The following is an 18,661-nucleotide window of genomic DNA, read 5'->3' as shown; positions in this document are numbered from 1 at the left end:
AACAGAAAAGGGCATGCCACGAGGGAGAAGAAATGAGCGAAGTCGCCTGTATCGATCTTTTCTGTGGTGCCGGCGGCTTGACGCACGGCCTAATCCAAGCAGGTGTGCCAGTCGTCGCGGGCATTGATGTCGATACAACGTGTCGTTATCCATTTGAAACCAACAATGGTGCGCGTTTTCTCACGAAGGACATCAAGAGCGTCAAGCCGTCAGATCTGAACAGGCTGTATGGCGATGCAAAGATACGGATTCTGGCGGGCTGTGCTCCATGCCAACCGTTCTCGACCTATTCCCAGCGCTACGATACCCTCACCAGCCCACGCTGGCCGCTGTTGTATCAGTTCGCGCGCCTCGTCAAATCCGTGCGCCCGGACATCGTGACCATGGAGAACGTGCCCTTGGTTGAAAAGCACGCCGTCTTTGACGACTTCGTCGCCACGCTTGAGCGGCAGGGATATAAGGTCTGGAAGAGCGTCGTGGATTGCACCCAGTATGGGTTGCCTCAAACCAGACGGCGTATGGTCATCCTGGCGAGCTTGATCGGCCCCATTGAGTTGATCTCGCCGACCCACAAGAAGCCGCGCACGGTCAAAGACGCCATCGGGAAGCTGCCCGCCATCGGGGCGGGAAGCGTTCACGACGACGACAGCTTTCATATCGCGTCCCGGCTTTCGGATTTGAACCTAGAGCGCATTCGTGCTTCCCGCCCCGGCGGAACTTGGCGTGATTGGCCCGAGAATCTGGTTGCCGAATGCCATCGCCGAGAAACGGGCCGTACCTATCCCGGTGTCTACGGGCGTATGACTTGGGAAGATCCGTCTCCGACGATCACCACGCAATTCTTTGGTTTTGGGAACGGCCGTTTCGGCCATCCCGAGCAAGACCGGGCGATTTCCCTGCGGGAGGGAGCTATCCTGCAAGGCTTTCCGAAGAAATACGCGTTCGTGGCGGATGATGGCCCAACTCATTTCAAGGCGTTGGGCCGGATGATCGGCAATGCGGTCCCCGTCGCTCTCGGCGAGGCGATCGGCCAAAGCATCGTGACGCATCTCGGCGTGGGAGTGCACACGGACCAGGCGAAGAAGGGAGGCACCGCGGATGTCGCGCGTAAGCCCCTCGTCGCATGAGGCGAGCCTCCGCATGGCTCGAGTGCGGCAGAAGGGCACTGACGTCGAGCTCTCTTTGCGCAAAGAACTCCATGCGAGAGGGCTGCGCTATCGTCTGCAAGTGCCGCTGCTGACCAAGCCACGACGCGTCGCCGACATCGTCTTTCCCCGCGCCAAACTCGCCGTCTTCGTCGACGGGTGCTTCTGGCATGGTTGCCCGGAACACGCCTCCTGGCCGAAGAGCAACGCGCAGTTTTGGTGTGATAAAATCGAAACCAATCGCGCCCGAGACGCGGATACCGATCGACGCCTCAGCGCTTCGGGTTGGCGTGTCATCCGCGTATGGGCGCATGAGCGCCCCGGCGAAGCGGCCGAACGTATCGAAAGCGTCGTTCGAGGTGGGAGCGAGCTGCAATGATCGTCGGAGAAGCGAGCAGCGCGGCGGCTCAGATCGCCCACCACACGATTCCAGAGCCTGGTCAGTTGGTCGAAGCGCGCCGACGGCAATGGATCGTGTCGGAGGTCGATGGCGGATCGACGAACTCCGGCCTTCCTACGCGCCATCTCATCCGATTGACATCGATCGATGAAGACGCCCTCGGCGAGGAAATCGAAGTCCTTTGGGAGTTGGAACCTGGCGCTCATGTCATCGAGCGAGCTGGCCTCCCACGCATCACCGGCTTGGACGATCCGGCCTCCCTTCAGGCATTCCTCGATGCCGTCCGATGGGGCGCCGCCACCAACGCCGACAGGGCCTATCTCCAAGCCCCGTTCCGCAGCGGCGTCAGCATCGAGGACTTCCAGCTCGATCCATTGGTGCGAGCCATCGATATGGCCCGCACCAGCCTGCTCATCGCGGATGACGTCGGCCTAGGAAAGACGATCGAAGCCGGGCTGGTGATACAGGAAATGCTCCTACGCCACCGCGCCCGCACAGCGTTGGTATTGTGCCCAGCCTCCCTCCAGGAGAAGTGGCGCACGGAGATGCAGGAGAAATTCGGTCTCGACTTCCGCATCGTCGATACCGAGTTCGTCAAGCGCCTGCGTCGCGAACGCGGCTTGCACGCGAATCCCTGGACCTCGTTTCCCCTCCTCATCACCTCGATGGATTGGGTGAAGCAAGGCGAAGGGCTGCGCCTGTTCCGGGACGCGCTGCCGCCCACCGTCACCCATCCTCGAAAATTTGATCTCCTGGTCATCGATGAGGCACACAACATCGCGCCCACGGTCGGACACTATGCGGTCGAGAGCCTCCGAACCCGACTGGTGCGGCTGCTCGCGCCGCATTTCCAGCACAAGCTGTTCCTCACCGCCACACCCCATGACGGCTACACCGAGTCGTTCACCGCTCTGCTCGAACTGCTCGACGACCAACGCTTCGCCCGAAACGTCCTGCCGAGTGAGCCCCAGCGCGCTCGGGTCATGGTGCGGCGGCTGAAGAGCGACCTGGTGGATGCGAACGGCAAGCGGCTTTATCCGGTGCGGCGTCTCGAAGGGCTCCCCATCAAGTATGAAGATGACGAGAGGCGGATCCGGCATCTTCTCGGCGATTACATATCGTCACGAGAGAATGGCGAGGGCGGCGCCCGAGCCGTCGATCGCTTCGTCCATCAATTGCTGCGCAAGCGCCTCGCGTCGTCGCCCGCCGCGTTCGCAGCGACACTGGAAAAGCACATAGCGACGATCGAGGGCCGCTCGTCGGCCGACCAAACCCGGCGCAAGCTGGACGATCGCATCCTTCGCCGTGCCATATCGAAGGCCGAAGAAGACTATGCCGACGACGCATTGCGCGAGGCGGCGGAAGACGACGCGCTCAGCGAAGCCGCCAAACACATCCGGCCACCCAGTGAGCAAGAGCGGCGGATGCTGGAACGCCTGCGCTCCTGGGCGCAGCAGGCGTCACGCAGGGCGGATTCCAAGGCTCGCGCGATATTGAAATGGCTGACCGAGCACCTCCAGGAGGGTGGCGAATGGACGAATGAGCGGGTCATCCTGTTCACCGAATACCGGACGACGCAGCAGTGGATGCAGGAGACGCTCGTGTCGCACGGCTTCGGCGGCGACCGGCTCGCGTTGATCTATGGCGGCATGGATCACGACGAACGCGAGGCCGTGAAGGCGGCGTTCCAGGCCAACCCTTCCGAATCGCCAGTCAGAATCCTGTTGGCGACCGACGCGGCATCCGAAGGCATTGACCTTCAGAACCATTGCCACCTGATGATCCATCTGGAAATTCCATACAATCCCAACGTGATGGAGCAGCGGAACGGGCGCATCGACCGCCACGGCCAACGCTCCAGCGAGGTGGTCATCTGGCATCCGGTCGATGACGAAGGCGATCACGGACAGGACATCCTACGAGCGCTTCGGAAGCTCGACGCCATGCGGGCCGACATGGGGAGCGTCAACCCGGTCATCGCCCCGCAGCTCCCCGACCTGATCGAGGGGCGTCGGCGCGACCTGGATACCCGGCTGGCCGAAGCCCGCATGGAAAAATCGCGGCGCTTCGTCAGGGCCGAGCGCGATCTCCGGGATCGGGTCGCAAAGCTGCACGAACGCCTTGCCGAGACCAAGCGCGAGCAAAATCTCACGCCCGATCACATCGAACGGGCGGTGAGAGTGGCTCTGCGCCTTTCGGACAAACCGGACCTCGGGACCACGTCTTTGCCCGGCGCTCCAGACGGGACCGTTTTCACCATGCCGGCGCTGTCTGGTTCATGGACTCGATGCCTGGAGGGGCTGGAGCATCCCTACACGAAGAAGGTCCGCCCCATCACGTTCGACCATGACGTGGCAAAGGGGCGCGATGACGTCGTTCTGGTGCATCTCAATCATCCCCTCGTCCAGATGAGCCTGCGTCTGTTGCGCGCCGAAATCTGGGCGCGGGACGACGTGAAGAAGATCCACCGCGTCTCCGCTCGTTCCTTGCCCGATGGCCAGCTCGAAGGCCCCGCCGTCATCGTGGTTTCTCGATTGGTAATCACGGGTGGCAGTCATCATCGACTGCACGAGGAACTCACCGAGGCCGGCGGTTATCTGCGTGACGCTGGCTTCCGCCGCGAAGATCGCGTGACCGAGGTGCGCCGATGGCTTCTGGATTCCACCCCTGCCGTCTTGCCCGATACGACTTTCGCGGCGCTGCGCACCCGCTTCGATAAGCAGCGTGACTCCGTGTTGGGATCGGTCGATGCGCGCTCCAAGGACCGCCTGCGCTTCCTGTCCAATTCGATCGACGCCCGTAAGGAACGAGAGAGCGACGACATTCGGCAGGTGCTCGACGATCTCGACACGGCCTTGCGGGCCGAACTCGTCGCCGACCGCGAGCCGCAGCAACTCTCACTCTTTTCCGAGGACGAGCGCACCCAGCTCCGACGCGATCACGCCGCTCTCGAAGCACGTCTCGCCCGTATTCCGCTGGAACGGGAGCAAGAGGTGCGTGCCATCGAGAATAGATATTCTAATGTCCGAGATCACACTTTTCCCGTCGCGGTCATCCTGCTCGTACCCGAGTCCTTGACGAAGGGGCAGCCTCGATGAGCACCAACCACGACTGGCTTAACCTCATCGAGGTATCTGGACCGTTTCTTGCCGTGCCGGTTCTGCGCGAGGTTCTGCCCCAAGGGCTGGAAGCCCTTATCTCCGGCCGTCTGCAGCGGCTGCGCGCCACCTATGACGAATGGCGTGATGCCGTCGATGCGGACGACGCCGACCTAGCGGCAATCCATTCGGCGTGGATCGACGAGGTTCTCCAGACCGCTCTGGAGGTGGACGATCAGATTTTGCGCCGGACGGCAACTTTGCCGGAACGGCTGAAGGTGTCGCTGCCCGAGCATGGTGTCACGATCGCGCCCGACCTGGCGATCGTCAACCCGACCCAGGGCGACACCCCGCTGTTGCTTGTCCAGCTTTACGATCCCGACACCGATCTCGACGCCACCCGGAATTACGACGGGGTGGCCACGACACCGGGTGACCGCATGGTGGCGCTGCTTCGCGCCGTCGGGTGCCCGGTGGGGGTCGTGACCAATGGCGAACGCTGGATGCTGATTCACGCTCCGGCCGGCGCTGTCGCGAGTTTCGCCAGTTGGTATGCCCGTCTCTGGGGCCAGGAGCCCGAAACGCTCCGCGCCTTCGTCAGCCTGCTCGGCGTTCGTCGTTTCTTCGGCCCGGAAGCCGAAAGGCTCCCGGCGATGTTCGAGCGGTCGCTGAAGCATCAGGACGACGTGACCGACGCGCTCGGCGAGCAGGTCCGTCGCGCGGTGGAGGTGCTCGTCCAATCTCTCGACCGCGCCGACCAGGATCGCGACCGGGATCTGCTGCATGACGTCGATCCGAAGGAACTCTACGAGGCCGGCCTGACGGTCATGATGCGGCTCGTCTTCATACTGGCGGCGGAAGAGCGCGGCCTGCTCCTGCTCGGTGATCCCCGATATGACGCTTTCTATGCGCTCTCCAGCCTGCGTATGCAGTTGCGCGCCGACACCGAGGAGATACTCGAACGCCGCCGCTCGGCATGGTCGCGGCTGCTAGCGCTGTTCCGAGGCGTCTATGGCGGCATCGACCATCCGCTGCTGCGGCTGCCGGCGATGGGCGGCTCGCTCTTCGACCCGGATCGTTACCCCTTCCTCGAAGGCCGCAAGAAAGGTACGAGCTGGCGGAGCGATCCCGCCGAGCCTCTGCCGATCGACGACCGGACGGTCCTGCTCCTGCTGGACGCGATCCAGACCTTTGAGGGCCGCACGCTGTCCTATCGCGCGCTCGACGTGGAGCAGATCGGTCACGTCTATGAGGGCCTGCTCGAACGCACCGTCCAGCGCGTCGATGACGTGACGCTCGAACTCGAAGGATCGGCCAAGGCCAAGAATCCGCGTCTCACGCTGGGGGAGATAGAATCCGCCCGCCTCGACGGTGCCGCCAGGATCGTTGATCTCTTGATGGAACGGAGCGAGCGTTCCGAGCCCGCCATTCGCAACGCCATCAGCCGGGAGCCGGACGAGCGCGTGGCGGCGCGTCTGCTCACCGTCTGCCGCGGCGACGTCAAGCTGCGTGACGGTATTCTGCCATATGCCGACCTCCTGCGGACGGACCCGTGGGGATACCCTCTGGTCCATCATGCCGGCGCCTTCGTCGTCGTTCTTGGCGCTGATCGACGCGAGAGCGGGACGCATTACACACCCAAGAGCCTGACCGAAAAGATCGTTGAGGAGACGCTGACCCCGGTCGTCTATCGCGGCCCGGCCGAAGGCGCGGCGCGCGAGGATTGGAAGCTCAAAAGCGCCGACGAACTCCTCGACCTCAAGGTCTGTGATCCAGCGATGGGATCGGGCGCGTTCCTCGTGCAGACTTGCCGCTGGCTCGCCGACCGGTTGGTGGAAGCCTGGTCCGACATGGAAGCGACAGGCGGCCGGATCGACGACGAAGGCCGCATCCTCGCCGCCGATGACACGGCTGGGTTCGAGCCGCTATCACGCGACACCGAAGAGCGCGCCATCCTCGCGCGTCGTCTGATTGCCGAGCGCTGCCTCTACGGCGTGGACAAAAATCCGCTCGCGGTTGAACTCGCCAAGCTGTCGCTGTGGCTGACCACTCTCGCCAAGGGGCGTCCTTTCGGGTTTCTCGATCATAACCTGCGGAGTGGCGATAGCCTGCTCGGCATCCATGATCTCGGCCAGCTCATTGAGCTGGACATGAAGCCCAAGGGGAAAAGGCAGCTTCGTCTTTTCGGCCGAACCATCCGGTCGGCAGTCGATAAGGCACTCACGCTTCGCAGCCAGCTACGCTCGATCCCCATCCGCGACATCCGCGATGTCGAGGCGATGGTTGCGCTCGACGCTCAATCGCGTAACGAACTCGCTCTGCCGGGACTGGTCGCCGACGCCCTCGTTGGTGTCGTTCTCGCCGACAACCGGTCGGTGAGTATAACGGCGCTGGCGACCATCGCCGACGAGGCCGCTGGCGGTGACGCAAATGCGCGGGCTCTCCTGCTGCGGCAGGCAACGACCGATCTTGCGACCGACGCTCCAGACGGCGCGGTGCGCCGTACCCTCCATTGGCCGTTAGAATTCCCAGAGGTCTTCTTGAGGGACAATAGTGGGTTCGATGCCCTCGTTGGAAATCCCCCATTCTTAGGAGGACAGCGGATCACCGGTGTGGCGGGTACCATCTATCGGGATTGGCTGGTGAAGCAGATCGCCGAAGGACGCAGAGGATCAGCGGATCTTGTCGCGTACTTCTTCCTGCGCGTTTACTCGCTTTTGCGCGACGAGGGCGGCTTTGGGCTGCTCGCCGTCAACACCGTCGCTGAAGGCGACACACGGCAGGTCGGTTTGGAGACCATGGTCAGTGGAGGGGCAGCAATCCACGCTGCCTATCCGAACGAACCTTGGCCAGGAAAGGCCGCGGTTGTCACCAGTCGCGTCCACATCCACAAAGGCGAGTGGCACGGCGGGCGCTCGCTGCTCGGGCGACCGACTTCCTTCATTTCGGCCTTTCTATCCGATCATGAGGAATGGAGTCCAAAGCGATTGAAAGCCAACGAGGGTATTACTTTTCAAGGTTCAATCGTCCTTGGCATGGGCTTTGTGCTTACGTCTGAAGAAGCGCAGCAGATGCTGAATGCCGACCCTATAAATGCCGACGTGATCCTTCCGTATCTTGACGGAGACGATCTCAAATCAGTTCCAGAGCAACGGCCCACTAGGTGGGTGATCAATTTCTGGGACTGGTCGGAGAAGCGCGCAACCGAATACGACTTACCTTTTAAACGCGTCTTATCGCTTGTCAAACCTGAGAGGGATAAACTCGGGGGTAATCCTAGTGCTGAAGGGCGAAAAAGAAAGTGGTGGCTGCATGGGAGGGACGCGAAAGCACTCTACCACGCCATCGGGCGTGGTCACCATTTCAAACAGCATCCTGCGGATTGGAATGCTCGCACCCGTCCGTTCGAACACGTCCTTGTGGCAGGGCGTGTCGGCAAATATCTAAATCCATCTGTAGTATCAAACGACGTCGTCTTCCACGAGAAGTGTGTCGTTTTCGCTGTGACGGATGTTTATGCATACGCGGCAATCTTCAATTCATCCCCGGTTGATGCTTGGGTTTGGAAACAATCATCCCGGATGAAGCTCGATCTAAATTTCTCGCCGTCCGACGCCGTCGAGACCTTTCCCTTCTTGCAGCCCTCCGAAATCACTCGCTTCGACGGGCTTGGCCGCGAATACCTACGATCGCGGCACGAGTTGATGACCGATCCGGCCAATCCCATCGGTCTCACAAAACTTTATAACCGCTTCCATGACGCGGCCGACACCGGTCGCTCAATAGAGCGACTTCGCGAGCAGCACCGCGAAATCGACGCGGCAGTCATGCGTGCCTACGGGTGGGACGACATCGATCTCGGGCATGGCTATCACGAACAACCGAACCTCGCGGAGAATGACCGCGTGAGGTTCACCATCTCCGATGCAGCCCGCGCTGAAGCTCTATTTCGCTTCGCGGAGTTGAACCGTAACCAGTACCAGAAAGAGGTCGAAGCGGGACCTCATAACGCAGCCAAGAAGCAAAAGTCCGGCAAGAAACGAGCCAGCCCGGACGTTGGCGATCTCTTCAATGCCGAGATGGAGGCCGTCGATGACTGACAGCAGCGAAATGGCGGTCGACCTCAACGTGCTCGTATGTCTCAAAGAAAGGGCCTGCCGATGACGAAACCCACCGCCGACCAAGCGCAGGCCAGCCCCACCAAGCGGTTCTTCGTGTCGATGCTGACGCGCGACATCAACCTTGCTGATGCGATCCTCGACCTTCTCGACAACTGCCTCGACGGCGCGCTCCGAATGGCTGATGGCGGCAATGTCGACTATGCGCAGCATTTCGTGAAAATCGAACTCGCTGGCGATCATTTCTCGATAGAAGACAATTGCGGCGGCATCCCGCGCGAGGTTGCCAAGAACTACGCCTTCAAGATGGGCCGCGAGCCTGATGACGATCGTGACTCCGAAACCGAGACCATCGGCATGTACGGCGTCGGCATGAAGCGCGCCATCTTCAAGATGGGGCGTGAAGCGCTGGTGCGAACCCGCCATGGGGATGACACGTTCGAGGTGCCGATCACCTCGGCTTGGCTCGAAGCCAAAGGCTGGGACCCGCTACCGATCAACGAGCCGACGGAAGCGAGCGAGAAGCTCGCAGAGCCCGGCACCGTCATCCGGGTCGACGAGCTGTATGAGGGCGTTGCAAGGCATTTCGCCAACGAGGCATTCGAGAACGAAGTCCGCACGGCCATCTCCGAACACTTCACGATGTTCCTACAATGGGGGTTGAAGGTCGATCTCAATGGCAAGCCGGTGGAGCCCGTTTTCGTCGAAGTGCTGGTGTCCGAGCGCGCCGATGGACCGGCGCCGTTCGTTTTCCAAAAGACAATCGACGATGTGCTCGTGTCGATCACCGTCGGCCTCAATACGGGGCGCAGCCTCGGTAACGATGACGAGGACGACCCGGGCTTCGAGCGCGACCGCTCGTCGGCGACCGCCGGTTGGACGGTCCTTTGTAACGATCGCGCGGTGATCGTCGGCGACAAGAGCCGCCTGACGGGCTGGGGCGATGGCATTCCGATGTACCATCCGCAGTTCGCGATCATTACCGGTATCATCGAGTTCCGATCCAAGCTTGCTGACAAGCTTCCGGTCACGACGACGAAGCGCGCGCTCGACACGTCATCGAACGTCTGGCTCGAGTCCTTAGTGAAGATGAAGGAAGGTATGCGGATTTGGATCTCGTATACCAATCAGTGGAAGAACCATCCGCGCGCCGACCAGTCGAATTACTGGGAGGACTCAAAGCCATTGTCTTTGGGTAAGACGATCGCTGCCATCGCTTTGCGCAGCGATGTCAAAAAGAGCGACAGCCAGATCGAGTTCAACCCGCAGAAGGCAAAGGTTTTGCCGGAACCGCCCGGAAAGACCCCGTCATCTAGGCGGATCGTATTTTCCCGGCCCGTCGAAGAGGTCCGGCTCGTTTCGAAAATGCTGTTCGACGTCGACGACGAGAAGCCGGGCATTGTCGGCGAGAAATGTTTCGAGCTGACGCTGGCCAAAGCGCAGAAACAAGGTGTTTGAGATATGAGCGCCGGATCTTCGCTTCCCTACCGGTTGAGGCCGAACAAAGCAGTCGACCGAGAATTGTTTCTCTCTCTATTGATGCGGTTGGCTCCAATACTTTCATTGGAGAAACATCATTACGTCGGCCTCGGCGGACCGTTTCTGGAAGACTTCCGATTGGTTCATGCCAGGCTCGGCGTTGGGCGGATGACCTGCGTCGAAACCTTGCCTGAGGTCCATAAACGGCAACTGTTCAATCGGCCAGTCGCTTCGATCGAATGCGTACACAAGACCCTCGAAGATTACCTCGACGGGCACGATTTCGAGACACCCGCCATTGTCTGGTTCGACTACACGGAGCCGAAGGGTATCACTACACAAATTGAACGTTTTGCTCGAACTATCGGCACGGTTCCTTTAGGGAGCGTGCTTCGGGTGACATTGAACGCCAATCCTGAATCGCTCGGGAAACCTCTCGCAAGCGACATCTCCGTCGAGATCGGCGACGCCGCATCGGGTGATCGTGCGGCAAAGCCGACGGTACAGGAGTGGCGCCTAGCTCGTTTCAAGGAGCGGGTTGGCCAACTCTTTCCAAGCGGGCTATCCCCCGAGGGCATGACGCACAAGACCTATGGGGCTAGCGTGCTGCGGGTTCTCAAACTGGCGGTCGAAAAGGAAGCGCTCAATTTTCGCGATCGCAAGATCGTATGGTCACTGGCGACCCACTACAAGGACGGCCAGGCCATGGTGACTGCAGCACTTGTCGTATGCGCAGCCGCCGACGCCTCCGTCGAGAAGCTCCTAAAGGAATGGGAGTTTCTTTCGACGCCGGACGATCCCCATCGCCTTGATCTGCCTGCTCTCTCCACGCTCGAGCGGTTGACCATGGAGTCGAACGATGACGTTCGGGAAAAGATGGCATTCGACCTGCCAAAGTCCGACATGGGCGAAGATCCGATAACGGTCTTCAAGAAATTCTACCGCATCTATCCACATTTCTCTCGCGTCGAGCTGTAGAGATCCATTCGAAGGTGACGCATGACCTTGATCGTTGATCCACACCTGCAAAGCTGGCTCATCAAGGAGCTGGCTTGGCTCAGTCCGTGCGTAGCACGGCTAAACGGGGAGCGGTCAGCCTTTCCGGCAATCAATGAAGGGCATTGGGTCGTCGCAGTGGACGCCGGTGGGAAGCTGGGGCGAGCCGGCAGGATTCTCCGCATTCGGAGCGATCTGAACACGACGACGTTCTATTTCGATCATGTCCATGCGTTCAGCGCGTCGGGAACAATCTCCGACCTCGGGTTGACGCTGCCGGCCGGTCCGATCGCGCGGCTTCGTCCGGAAGACTTGACGGGCATTTTCGCTCTCGACGGCATTTCGATCAGCGATGTTCCGGTCATCCAAAACGTCACCTATGTCCGTGACCTGCTCGAAATAGCTGTCCGCGACGACCTGCTCGGCCCGGCCGGCGGGCCGCACGAACTCATCAAGGACATGAGCGTCCGGGACCGCTATCTGGTCGGCAAGCTCGCGCCACGGCGACCGAGTGACACTGATATCGTCACCGTCGAGCCCGCGGCCGGTGCGGACGAAATCCGCGACATCGAGGACGAGCGGGCCGCGCCAATCCACGAACCCGGCGCCGAGTTCGCCAGCGTCTCCGGTCGGGTGGAGCCGGAGGACGACACACTCGACGAAATCGACACCACGAATAATCAGTCGCTCGTGCCGTCGAGCATGGGGCTCACCTTCTGCGTCGCGCCGGGTGTGGAAGCCCTGGCCGCAGATGTTCGGTGGGGACGCTATGAGCGTGTCCCGGGCGATGAGCACGATTTCGTCAAGACCCGCAAGAACCGGGCGACCGGCCGGGAAGAGGAAACCAAGGTCAAGGTGTGGCGGCGAATCCCGTGCGGTGGCATCGTTCCCCTGCCGCTGAGAGACGGGCCGATACGACCGGCGACGCCGGATCGTGACCAGCCCGAGGTGAGGCTTCAAGGGACGATCCGCACGAACGCCCAGGGGGAGCGCCTTGTCACTCTATTCCTCGTGAATGGCCAGACGGAACCTGACGACAACAAGGATCGCGCCTGGCTGTTCCAGCCGGAAATTTCGGTGGCTGCGCCCGAAGGCGCTGCAGATTCGTCGATCTTTAGACGACGTCCTTCCAACGAAATCGTCGTGGATGATCCGGAACGTGATCGCCTCGCCCTGATCTATCGCAACCGACTGGAGTTCGCCGTGGGCCACGGCGTCTCCGTCCATGCCGACACGACGTCGGGCGACTCTGCAAAGGCGTCGCGCCTCCGCACGGAAATCATCCCGCGCTATGAGGTCGCCGTCACTGAAACACCGGGCCTCGATCCGGACGACCGGCCGGCCATGCGCCGTATGGTCGATGAGGGTTGGCTCGACATGGGGCGTCTCGCGGAGATGGAACCGCAGCAATTGCACGATGCCCTGTCGTGCCTGATCGACGACTACGCCGTCTGGATCGGGGAACAGAGAACACGGCTGAAAACCGAGATCGCCGGCTTCGACGTTCCGGGACGAGATGTGATCGTCCGCTGTGACGAGATCCTCCGCCGCCTTCGCGAAGGAATGGATACGCTCTTCTCCGATAGTGCTGCGCTATCGGCATTCCGTTTCGCCAACAAGTCGATGGCGCTCCAGCGCGTTCGAAGCCTCTACGCCCTCAAACGCAGACGCGGCGAGACGGCCGACGTCGCTCAACTCGATATCCCGAAAAATCGGTCCTGGCGCCCATTCCAGTTGGCTTTCCTCCTGTTGTCGGTGCCGTCCCTTGCCGACCCGGCGCATCCCGATCGGACGAAACCGGCGGAAGCCTTCGCCGATCTCCTTTGGTTCCCGACTGGCGGTGGCAAGACCGAAGCCTATTTGGGTGTGGCGGCCTTCGCCATGGCGATGCGCCGATTGAAGGACGATCTCGGCGGCTTCGATGCCTCCCGCGGTCTGGCCGTCATCATGCGGTACACGCTGCGCCTGCTGACCCTGCAACAGTTTCAGCGTGCCACGGCCCTCTTGTGCGCGATGGAAGTGATCCGGCGCGCTGACGAGAAGCTCTGGGGCAAGGAGCCCTTCTCGTTGGGGCTGTGGGTCGGTAATCGGGTGACACCGGGCCGAACCGACGACGCCCATCAAGCAATCGAGGCGCTGCGGAACGGCGACCGGAACAAATCCGGTATCGCGTCGCCAGCGCAATTGACGAGCTGCCCGTGGTGCGGTTCCGAAATCTCGCCGGGTCGCGACATCGAGGTCGATCGGATAGCCGGCCGAACGCTCATCCATTGCAGCGACAAACTCGGCGCTTGCGAATTTTCGCGGGCCGGCTCCAGCGGTCGCCCGCAGCGCGGCCTGCCTGTGAAAGTAGTCGACGAAGAAATCTATCATCGTCCGCCGACCATGATGATCGCCACCGTCGACAAGTTCGCCATGATGGCCTGGCGGCCGGAGGTGCGAACCCTCTTCGGCCGGGTCGATGAAGAATGTGAACGTCACGGCTTGCTCTGGCCAGGGCACGATTGTGGCACCGGGCACCGTGCGCGCGGCGCTCATCCAGCCGCGAGGGTGAAGCCGGTGCGCGCCCCCGTCCGGCCTCCCGACCTCATCATCCAAGACGAGTTCCATCTCATCAGCGGGCCACTCGGCACGATGGTCGGTCTCTACGAGAGCGCAGTCGATGAGTTGAGTTCCTGGCATCTCGGTGACATCAAGGTCCGGCCGAAGGTCGTGGCATCGACGGCCACGGTCCGGCGAGCCGAAGATCAAGTGCGCAACGTATTCATGCGGCGGATCTCAGTCTTTCCGCCCACCGGCCTCGACGTGGAGGACAATTTCTTTTCGGTTCAGCGCCCCATCGGCGAGAAGCCCGGTCGCCGCTACATGGGCATCTGCGCGCCCGGCAGTTCGAGGCCAGCCGTTCTAATCCGAACCTATACGGCCTTTCTCACCGCCGCACAGGCCCTCTTCGATCGCTTCGGCCCGGTCGCAGATCCCTACATGACGCTCGTCGGCTATTTCAATTCACTACGCGAGTTGGGCGGGATGAAGCGTCTCGCCGAGGACGACGTGCAGACGCGCTCCTTCCGTGTGAACATGAGCTTGGTCGATCGTCCGGGGCTGTCCCAACGTCGCGTCGATGACGTTCGGGAACTCACATCCCGCGTCTCCAGCCACGACATCCCTCGCTATCTCGATCAGCTCGAAATACCGTTCAATGGGACGCTCGATCCCAAAACGGGTGAATGGGTCGAAAGCCGGGCTCCGGGCGATCCGCGTCCGATCGACGTCGTTCTGGCCACCAACATGCTGTCGGTCGGCGTGGACGTGAACCGTCTCGGCGTGATGGTCGTCAATGGCCAGCCGAAAGGAACGGCGGAGTATATCCAGGCGACAAGCCGCGTCGGCCGCTCGCCGCCTGGCCTAGTCGCCACAGTGCTCACCTGGGCACGCCCGCGCGACCTCTCTCACTACGAGACGTTCGAGCACTACCACGCGACCTTCTATCAGCACGTGGAGGCTCAATCTGTGACACCATTCTCGCCGCGGGCATTGGATCGCGGTCTCACGGGGGCGATGCTGTCCATCATGCGAAACACATATGATCCCTTTGCACCGAATGCGGGCGCGGGTGCAATGAACAGCCCCAGCCGACCAGAGATGACGGCGACGATCGGTGTCGTGTCCGAACGCACATGGGAGGTCACGGAAGACTCAGCCAAAAAGTCGTTGACCGAACAGGAGCTCAAGCACCGCGCCGACGAATGGGCCAAGGAGGCGGGGGTGGGTGGCCGCACCCTCGTTTATCAAAAATATGGCGCTGGTCCTACAGCCTATCCCCTGCTGGAAACACCGGGCGTCAAGCCTTGGACGGATTGGACCGTTCCGATGTCCATGCGCGAGGTGGAACCCGGCGTGAGACTGGTGATGGAAGATTCGCGATCGACCGCCGATCCGGTCTGGCGCGCCCGCGTCGTTCCCGCCGATGGGGGTGACGCATGAGCAAGACGCCCGTCGGTGAAATTCGGCCCAGTCAGCTCCTTTGGACTTACGGCCCCGGTGCCCTGATCGATCTGCCCAACCTCTCCGTCGTCACGATGGGCACGGATCGTTGGGAAAGAGACAGGTGTCAGCCGATCCAGGAGGCCCGGCTACTCGCGAACGTGCGAAGCGTTCTCGGCCCGCAGGTGGAATCGCTGAGAATGCCTCCACTCGGCGACCGTGACGTAGTCGATCCGTTCTCCGCTGCGGCGCTCATTGGCGTCCCGGTCAAGCCGTTTCCCCGATGGCTGCGCTGCGTGAAATGCGGTCTGCTGTCGCCGTACGATGCCGGCCTCTTCAAATTGAAAGAGAACCGGTATCGTCCGGAACTGACACGCTTCGTCCATGAGGGATGTCGGGGTTCGAACAACGATCAGCGGGCCAAAGACGCCGATGCTGTGCCGGCGCGTTTTTTGATGGCCTGCCGTGCAGGACATCTCGATGATTTCCCGTGGCATTGGTTCGTTCATGGCGGTCCGTCGGAGTGCCGTGGAACATTACGGTTTTTCGAAAGCGGAGCATCGCTGCAAACCGAAAATCTCTGGGTCAAATGCGATGCCTGTGGTGCCGCGAAAAACATGGCCCAAGCCTTCGGCCAGGCAGGCAGAGACAATCTCCCCGCTTGCCGAGGAAGGCATCCCCATATCGACCGTTTCGATGATGATTGCCACGAGGATCCTCGGGCGATCCTGCTCGGCGCGACCAATGGCTGGTTCCCTGTCACGTTATCGGTTCTCGCCATTCCTCAAACGGGAAGCCCCTTGGCGCAGCTCGTCGGCGATGGCTGGACCTTCTTCGAGGATGTTTCCTCGGTCGACGAAGTCGGTTTCGTGGTCAAGACGCTAAAGAAGACGGCCCAGCTCCCCGGCATCGAACAGTTCACTAGCGAGCAGATCTGGGTTGCCATAGAAGCCCATCGGAACGGTGGCGCGGATATCGATCAAAGTGACCTCAAGGAACCGGAATGGCAGGTTCTGACGGCGGATGATCCTCCGACAGACTATCCGCATTTCATGAGCAAGAAGGTCGGGATTCCGAAAGGCTTCGAAGCCGCGATCACGCGCGTCCTGCTGTTGGGGCGGTTGCGCGAGGTCAATGCCTTGCTCGGTTTCACCCGCGTCGAATCCCCGGACGAAGGATCGGGTGACGATGCGGCACCACGCGCTCCGTTGGGGCGCTCGGCTCCCGATTGGGTGCCGGCGACGCAAGTTCACGGCGAGGGAATCTTCGTGCGCTTCGACGCCGGCGCCCTGGACGCTTGGGCTGAGCAGGATGCGGTGAAAGATGTCGACGCTCGTTTGCGAACGGGGCATCGTGGATGGCGCCAAAAGCGGAATCTCGATCCGAGAGAGGGCTATCCCGGCGTGCGATACGTGTTACTACACACTTTGGCCCACATGCTGATCAGGGAACTGGCTCTCGAATGCGGATACAATGCCGCCAGCATCCGTGAACGGATATATGGAGAAGTCGACGGCGAAAAAGATCAAGCTGGAATTCTGATTTATACCGCCGCCGCAGATTCCGACGGAACGCTCGGCGGTTTGGTCGAATTGGGCAAACCAGAAAACCTAGGGAGGTTGCTTCGCCAGGCCTTGGACCGCGCCCATGTCTGCGCCTCCGATCCGCTGTGCTCCGAGCACGATCCGAGCAAAGACCAGTCGCTGCATGGCGCCTCCTGCCATGCCTGCTCCTTCGTCTCGGAAACATCGTGCGAAAGAGGCAATCGGCATCTGGACCGCGTGCTGGTGGTTCCCACGCTTGAAAATCCCGACGCAGCATTCTTCCGGAACTCATGATGGGTCCGCTCTTGAACGCGGTCACGAAACTCGTGGCCTTGGTGTCGCCATCGAAGATCGAAGCAATTGCGTCCCGACTGCGAGGCACACACCCTTCTGATCGCCAGCAAAATCTTCAGGAGGTCGTTGGCACGCCCGCCGCCCGATCTGCATTGGGCGCGGTAATGTCGGCTTGGCGGGACACCACGTTGACCGGTGACATCGTGGCAGGAATGCTTTTGGGAGCGGCTCATACCAGGCAGCAGACACAGCGAGATCATAACGTCGAACTCGTGTGGACTGGGCCGACGACGCCATTTGTCGCGACCCGTCGTACCGAACAGGTGCTTCTGGATATCATTCGACAGGCGAAGCGAGAGATTTTTATCGTGAGTTTCGTCGCCTACGATGTTCCTTCCATAATTGCCGCGCTCAACGATGCCATCGATCGAGGCGTCGATACCCGTATTCTCGTCGAGGCCTCCTTGACCCAAGGGGGCAGTTTGCTCGTCGATCCGGTGGCGACGATGAGAAATGCCGTTCCCTCGGCCCGGTTATATGTCTGGACGGATCGCCCGCATCCATTCACCAATGGTCGGGTCCACGCGAAGGTGGCCGTCGCGGACGGCACCATTGCATTCTTGACGAGTGCCAATTTGACGGGACACGCACTGGAAAAGAACATGGAGGCGGGTGTTCTGCTGACTGGTGGATCAACTCCAGCCAATTTGCGTGATCATATGTTTGCACTGATCGAAACAAGGGTAATCAGATCCACTTAGCCAAATCGGTATCGGAGCCATTGCAGTGATTCAGCGCCTGGTCATCGACAGCAACATGCTGCAATCGGAATATCTCCGGCACTTTCTCGATACCTCGTCTACCAATTTCGCGGTTTTGCCTGATTTCGCTTGGTTTGAAATTTACAAGCAAAGATCAATCGAAGCAGTTGCTTCAGCCCTGGCCGTGATCGGTGATTTTCCTGAACAGATCATCGTTTTGAAGTCCGAACGGGATATCGCGGAAATCGACCCCTTGACGCCAGTGATGCTGCCCCTGATGCAGTACGAGGATGCGGCAGGGAGCATTCGAGAAATGGTCAATATACTGAATGGCCCCAGTCGAAACGAGCCTGCGATTCTGGATCAATTGGATCGCCTGTGGGATGGCGCCGTGAATTCTCTTTCTGGTATGCTCGAAGGTGCTCAGGACATAATGACCTCTCTGCCGGAGATGTCCGAGCAGATGTTCAAAGCGCAGCACCTTCGTATCATTAGGCAGAACTCTCGATTCACTCCGGAAATGTTTTCCTCGATTTTTGGAGCTGCCGACCAGATATGTGAGACGTTGTCGGATGGAGGACCGCATCGTTCCGCTTTGTCAGGGTTCGGCGAGCATTAAACTCATACCTATCTCTACCGTTATGCCCTTGCCCTCGTCATCTATCTTCTCTGGTGGATCAGGAATGGAAATCAGCCTCAAAAGCGGCTTGAGCGAACGAGAAATGATCTCATCGACCTGAGCTTTGCCGTGTACGGCACATATTACGAGGGCCTGATGACTTCCGACAAGAAGGCGGGATGGATGTATGAAAACCTTCGCCTTGTACTCAATGCCATTGAGA

At 60.7% G+C, this 18,661-nt stretch carries 10 protein-coding genes; all 10 read left to right on the top strand.

Annotated elements, in window-relative coordinates; translation table 11 throughout:
- The first annotated feature begins 32 nt into the window (after positions 1-32).
- From FHX05_RS25720 to FHX05_RS25675, 10 genes are read left to right on the top strand one after another with little or no spacing between them, the layout of a single operon-like run.
- Positions 33-1,127 carry a DNA cytosine methyltransferase gene (locus FHX05_RS25720; RefSeq protein ID WP_183875401.1) on the top strand — a complete coding sequence of 365 codons (1,095 nt, stop codon included), beginning with the start codon at positions 33-35 and terminating at the stop codon, positions 1,125-1,127.
- A complete protein-coding gene (locus tag FHX05_RS25715; RefSeq protein ID WP_210294993.1) occupies positions 1,099-1,524 on the top strand; it encodes a very short patch repair endonuclease in 426 nt (141 codons plus the stop codon). The genes FHX05_RS25720 and FHX05_RS25715 overlap by 29 nt, the downstream gene beginning before the upstream one ends.
- Positions 1,521-4,643: a DISARM system SNF2-like helicase DrmD gene (gene drmD, locus FHX05_RS25710; RefSeq protein ID WP_183875399.1), complete on the top strand. Its 3,123-nt coding sequence runs from the start codon at positions 1,521-1,523 to the stop codon at positions 4,641-4,643. The genes FHX05_RS25715 and drmD overlap by 4 nt, the downstream gene beginning before the upstream one ends.
- Entirely contained in the window at positions 4,640-8,743 is a 4,104-nt protein-coding gene (locus tag FHX05_RS25705; protein WP_183875397.1) for an ATP phosphoribosyltransferase regulatory subunit, read from the top strand. Before drmD ends, FHX05_RS25705 begins: the two co-directional genes overlap by 4 nt.
- A 60-nt stretch (positions 8,744-8,803) precedes the next feature.
- A complete protein-coding gene (locus FHX05_RS25700; RefSeq protein ID WP_183875395.1) occupies positions 8,804-10,219 on the top strand; it encodes an ATP-binding protein in 1,416 nt (471 codons plus the stop codon).
- 3 nt (positions 10,220-10,222) lie between these two features.
- On the top strand, positions 10,223-11,218 hold the full coding sequence (locus FHX05_RS25695) for an O-methyltransferase (protein ID WP_348648345.1): 996 nt from the start codon (positions 10,223-10,225) through the stop codon (positions 11,216-11,218).
- A 21-nt stretch (positions 11,219-11,239) separates the two neighbouring features.
- Positions 11,240-15,220 (top strand): DISARM system helicase DrmA, encoded by a 3,981-nt coding sequence (gene drmA / locus FHX05_RS25690; protein WP_183875391.1) that lies wholly within the window; start codon positions 11,240-11,242, stop codon positions 15,218-15,220.
- Positions 15,217-17,058: a DUF1998 domain-containing protein gene (locus FHX05_RS25685; RefSeq protein WP_183875389.1), complete on the top strand. Its 1,842-nt coding sequence runs from the start codon at positions 15,217-15,219 to the stop codon at positions 17,056-17,058. Before drmA ends, FHX05_RS25685 begins: the two co-directional genes overlap by 4 nt.
- Before the next feature lie 11 nt (positions 17,059-17,069).
- Positions 17,070-17,819, top strand: coding sequence for a DISARM system phospholipase D-like protein DrmC (gene drmC, locus FHX05_RS25680; RefSeq protein WP_210294992.1), 750 nt, complete (start codon positions 17,070-17,072; stop codon positions 17,817-17,819).
- A 25-nt stretch (positions 17,820-17,844) separates the two neighbouring features.
- Positions 17,845-18,438 carry a hypothetical protein gene (locus FHX05_RS25675; protein WP_183875387.1) on the top strand — a complete coding sequence of 198 codons (594 nt, stop codon included), beginning with the start codon at positions 17,845-17,847 and terminating at the stop codon, positions 18,436-18,438.
- Positions 18,439-18,661 lie beyond the last annotated feature (223 nt).

Source organism: Rhizobium sp. BK491 (assembly GCF_014194925.1).
Taxonomy (GTDB): Bacteria; Pseudomonadota; Alphaproteobacteria; order Rhizobiales; family Rhizobiaceae; genus Rhizobium.
Note: the sequence above shows the minus strand (reverse complement) of the source record. Positions and strands in the feature narration are given on the sequence as shown.

Coding starts and splice junctions, on each gene's coding strand:
- FHX05_RS25705 (WP_183875397.1), top strand. CDS start 4,640: ATGAGCACCAACCACGACTGGCTTAACCTCATCGAGGTATCTGGACCG.
- FHX05_RS25700 (WP_183875395.1), top strand. CDS start 8,804: ATGACGAAACCCACCGCCGACCAAGCGCAGGCCAGCCCCACCAAGCGG.
- FHX05_RS25720 (WP_183875401.1), top strand. CDS start 33: ATGAGCGAAGTCGCCTGTATCGATCTTTTCTGTGGTGCCGGCGGCTTG.
- FHX05_RS25715 (WP_210294993.1), top strand. CDS start 1,099: ATGTCGCGCGTAAGCCCCTCGTCGCATGAGGCGAGCCTCCGCATGGCT.
- FHX05_RS25695 (WP_348648345.1), top strand. CDS start 10,223: ATGAGCGCCGGATCTTCGCTTCCCTACCGGTTGAGGCCGAACAAAGCA.
- drmD (WP_183875399.1), top strand. CDS start 1,521: ATGATCGTCGGAGAAGCGAGCAGCGCGGCGGCTCAGATCGCCCACCAC.
- FHX05_RS25685 (WP_183875389.1), top strand. CDS start 15,217: ATGAGCAAGACGCCCGTCGGTGAAATTCGGCCCAGTCAGCTCCTTTGG.
- drmA (WP_183875391.1), top strand. CDS start 11,240: ATGACCTTGATCGTTGATCCACACCTGCAAAGCTGGCTCATCAAGGAG.